At 50.6% G+C, this 344-nt stretch carries 1 protein-coding gene; it reads left to right on the forward strand.

Features of this window, described 5'->3' with window-relative positions; genetic code table 11:
- On the forward strand, nucleotides 1-189 hold a 189-nt coding region (locus GPK81_RS14970), incomplete at its 5' end, for a hypothetical protein (protein WP_215707305.1).
- Nucleotides 190-344: the final 155 nt, after the last annotated feature.

A 344-nucleotide genomic window follows, 5' to 3' on the forward strand; every position in this document is an offset into this window, starting at 1 on the left:
CCCCGTTGGGCACGGAAAGAATTCTTCGTTGTTGTATGTGGTGCGGTATTGACTTTTGTCTGTATGCTGCGGTATTCAGAGTGGAACGCTGTGCCGATCTGGTTCCTGGATTCTTCTGTATTTATAGTGAGACGCTGTGTCGATCTGATCCCTAGATTCTTCTGTATTTATAGTGGAACGCTGTACTGATACAGCTACACTTCGACAATTCCAGGACAGGACGCCCCGCGTCCGCTTCCGTCCCCTTTCGGGTTTTATCTTTTTTCCTGCCGGCTGGAAGTGTCAGCCAGAGGGAGAGGATATCGGTTCGGGCTGTTGCGGAGGAGGGGTGATACAACTTAGGT

It is taken from the genome of Blautia sp. MCC283 (assembly GCF_018785565.1).
GTDB lineage: Bacteria > Bacillota > Clostridia > Lachnospirales > Lachnospiraceae > Blautia_A.